Source organism: Candidatus Aminicenantes bacterium (assembly GCA_026393795.1).
In the GTDB taxonomy this organism is placed as follows: domain Bacteria; phylum Acidobacteriota; class Aminicenantia; order UBA2199; family UBA2199; genus UBA2199.
Map to the genome: position 1 here is coordinate 1 of JAPKZL010000006.1, position 2960 is coordinate 2960.

General features: G+C 52.6%; 4 protein-coding genes. All 4 read left to right on the forward strand.

The window, feature by feature from the left end:
* Window positions 1-120 precede the first annotated feature (120 nt).
* Window positions 121-573 (forward strand): response regulator, encoded by a 453-nt coding sequence (locus NTW95_00370; protein MCX6555880.1) that lies wholly within the window; start codon window positions 121-123, stop codon window positions 571-573.
* A gap of 24 nt (window positions 574-597) precedes the next feature.
* Entirely contained in the window at window positions 598-1917 is a 1320-nt protein-coding gene (locus NTW95_00375) for an ATP-binding protein (protein MCX6555881.1), read from the forward strand.
* Window positions 1904-2296 carry a four helix bundle protein gene (locus NTW95_00380; GenBank protein MCX6555882.1) on the forward strand — a complete coding sequence of 131 codons (393 nt, stop codon included), beginning with the start codon at window positions 1904-1906 and terminating at the stop codon, window positions 2294-2296. Before NTW95_00375 ends, NTW95_00380 begins: the two co-directional genes overlap by 14 nt.
* A 333-nt stretch (window positions 2297-2629) precedes the next feature.
* Window positions 2630-2960: response regulator (locus tag NTW95_00385; GenBank protein MCX6555883.1), on the forward strand; the 331-nt coding region annotated here is incomplete at its 3' end.

Below are 2960 nucleotides of genomic sequence, written 5' to 3' on the forward strand. Positions count from 1 at the left end.
ATCATCGAGCGCCACGGCGGGCGGATATGGATGGAATCCGAGCCGGGAAAGGGGTCTACCTTTTTCTTCACCCTGCCGGTTGAAGGCCATATAAATGCATAAAAATAAGGGAGAATAACAATGAAACAACAAGACAACAGTAAGTTAGTCGACATCCTCCTGGTCGAGGACAACGAAGGCGATGCCCGGCTCGCCAAGGAGGCGATGCGCGACAGCAAGATCCGCAACACGCTGCATCACGTTTCCGATGGCGAGGAAGCCATGGCTTTCCTGCGCAAAGAGGGTAAGTACGAGAATGTGCCGCGACCGGACCTGGTCCTGCTCGATTTGAATCTGCCGAAGAAGGACGGCCGCCAGGTCCTCGCCGAAATTAAAAATGACGATGAGTTCAAGCGCATACCGGTGGTGATCCTGACCGTCAGCAGCGCCGAGGAAGACATCCTGAAGTCATACAACCTGCACGCGAACTGCTACATCACCAAACCCATCGATCTCAGCCAGTTCATGAAGGTCGTGCGTTCGGTCGAGGACTTCTGGCTGACGATCGTAAAGCTTCCGAATGGAGCGAAGTGAATGAATCGGATGGGGGAGAAACCGATGAAACCGGATCAGCATAATCCGCTTTCCTCCCCCATCGTTCCGATCCGCATGCTTCTGGTCGAGGATAATCCGGGAGATGCGCGCCTGGTTTTTGAGATGCTCCGCGATCAGCCCCATATCAAAATGGAAGTCGCGGATTGTCTTGCCGCCTGCATGATGCGCCTGGATCGAGGCGAAATCGATCTCGTCTTGCTCGATCTTGGTCTCCAGGACAGCCAGGGGCTGGATACGCTCACCACCGTAGCTCACGCATATCCGGCGCTGCCGATCGTGGCCTTAACCGGCCTGGATGACGACGCATTGGCATTGCGCACCGTGCAGGCCGGCGGGCAAGACTTCTTGACCAAGAACACCATAATACCTGAGATCCTGCGCCGCACGATCCATCATGCCATCGAGCGCAAGCGGGCCCACGAAGAAATTCGCAGGCTTAACCTGAAGCTCGAAGAGCGGGTCATCCAGCGCACGGCCCTGCTGGAAGCCGCCAACAAGGAATTGGAAGCCTTTTCTTATTCGGTATCGCATGACCTGCGGGCGCCGCTGCGGGCCATCGACGGCTTCGCGCGCATCGTCCTCGAAGAGTACGCTCCCAAGCTGGACGACGAAGGCCGGCGCCTGCTCGATGTCATCGCCAACAACACCCATAAAATGGGCCAGCTGATCGACGATTTGCTGGCTTTTTCGCGCTTGAGCCGCCAGCAGATCGCGTTCGCTGCGGTCGACCTGGCCGCCCTGGCCGATGATGTTTTTTCCGAACTCAAAAGCGCGGAAAAAGGCCGGCAGATCGAATTCAAGGTTGGCGAGTTTCAAACCGCCTTTGGCGACCGCTCCATGCTGCGCCATGTCCTGCTCAATCTTTTTTCCAATGCCCTGAAATTCACCCGGCCCCGGGCCAAGGCCCGCATCGAATTCAACGCTCAGGCGGCAATAGGGGAAACGATCTATTACGTCAAGGACAACGGTGTCGGCTTCGATATGGAGTACGCCCACAAGATCTTCGGCGTGTTCCAGCGTTTGCACGGCACGGATGAGTTCGAAGGCACCGGCGTCGGCCTGGCCATCGTCCAGCGCATCGTCACTCGCCACGGCGGCCGCGTCTGGGCGGAGAGTTCCAAGAAAGGCGCGACGTTCTATTTCGCATTGCCGCAGGAAAAGGGTACAGGGGACAGGAAGCAAGCCATCACAAGGGACAGGGGACAAAGACAAGGGTTCAGGGTACAGAGAGCGAGCCACTGCAGGGTACAGGGGACAGGGTTCAGGGTACAGGAAAGAGAGAACAAGCACTTGAAGAAAAGAGGGAAAAATGAAAGAGCCTGATCAAGATACGGGAAACAAGCCATTGCAGAGCTTTAAAGAATTGATTGTTTGGCAGAAGGCATATCAGTTTGCATTGAAAATTTATAAAGAGACGGGTGGATTTCCAAAAAGTGAGATCTACGGGCTAACTTCGCAACTCAGACGCTGCGCGGTATCTATCGTTTCAAACATCGCGGAAGGGTATCAACGCCAACATTTGGGAGAATATATACAATTTCTCTCTATTTCCCTGGGTTCCTGCGCCGAAGCTGAGACTCAGTTGCTTTTGGCTCAAGACTTGAATTATATGTCTAAAATTTCATGTGATCCTTGCCTGGTTTTACTAAAAGAAATAAGCAAAATACTGCAAGTAATGATTCCAAAATTAAAGGGCAAATGAACATGAAATATTCATTATCATCTTCATTTCTTTGTAGTTTTCCTTTCCTCTCTTCCCTGTCCCCTATCCCCTGTACCCTGTACCCTTTCTGCGCCGAAGTTGAAACCCAGTTGCTGCTCTGTAAAGATCTTCACTATTTGTCCGAAAGCAATTTTACTATTTTAAATAATTTATTAACTGAAGTAGGTAAAATGCTTTATGCTTTAATTGGAAAGTTAAAAGAAAATACTGTCAGGAAGGGTTCCGGGAAAAAACAATGATTTTTATTCTTTTTCTTCTTCTTCACCCTATCCCCTATACCCTCAACCCTAGACCCTATCTTAGGAGGTTCTCATGAATCAACTAAATCCCATGGAAATCCTGCTGGTCGAAGACAACCCGGCTGACGTCGAGCTGACCCTCAGGGCCCTGAAAAAACACAACCTGGCCAACCAGGTCAAGGTGGTCAATGACGGCGCCCAGGCCCTGGATTACCTGTTCGCCAGCGGCGCCTATGAAGGTGAGAACCGCCAACCGCCGCCGAAAGTCGTTTTCCTTGACCTGAAACTGCCCAAGGTGGACGGGCGCGAAGTGCTGCGGCGCATGAAAGCCGACGCCAAGACGCGGATCATCCCGGTGGTGGTGCTGACCTCTTCCCAGGAAGAACGCGACATTGCCGAAAGCT

What these genes read in the sequence shown, in the direction of transcription:
- NTW95_00370 (MCX6555880.1), top strand. Translation starts at nt 121, where the DNA reads ATGAAACAACAAGACAACAGTAAGTTAGTCGACATCCTCCTGGTCGAG.
- NTW95_00375 (MCX6555881.1), top strand. Translation starts at nt 598, where the DNA reads ATGAAACCGGATCAGCATAATCCGCTTTCCTCCCCCATCGTTCCGATC.
- NTW95_00380 (MCX6555882.1), top strand. Translation starts at nt 1,904, where the DNA reads ATGAAAGAGCCTGATCAAGATACGGGAAACAAGCCATTGCAGAGCTTT.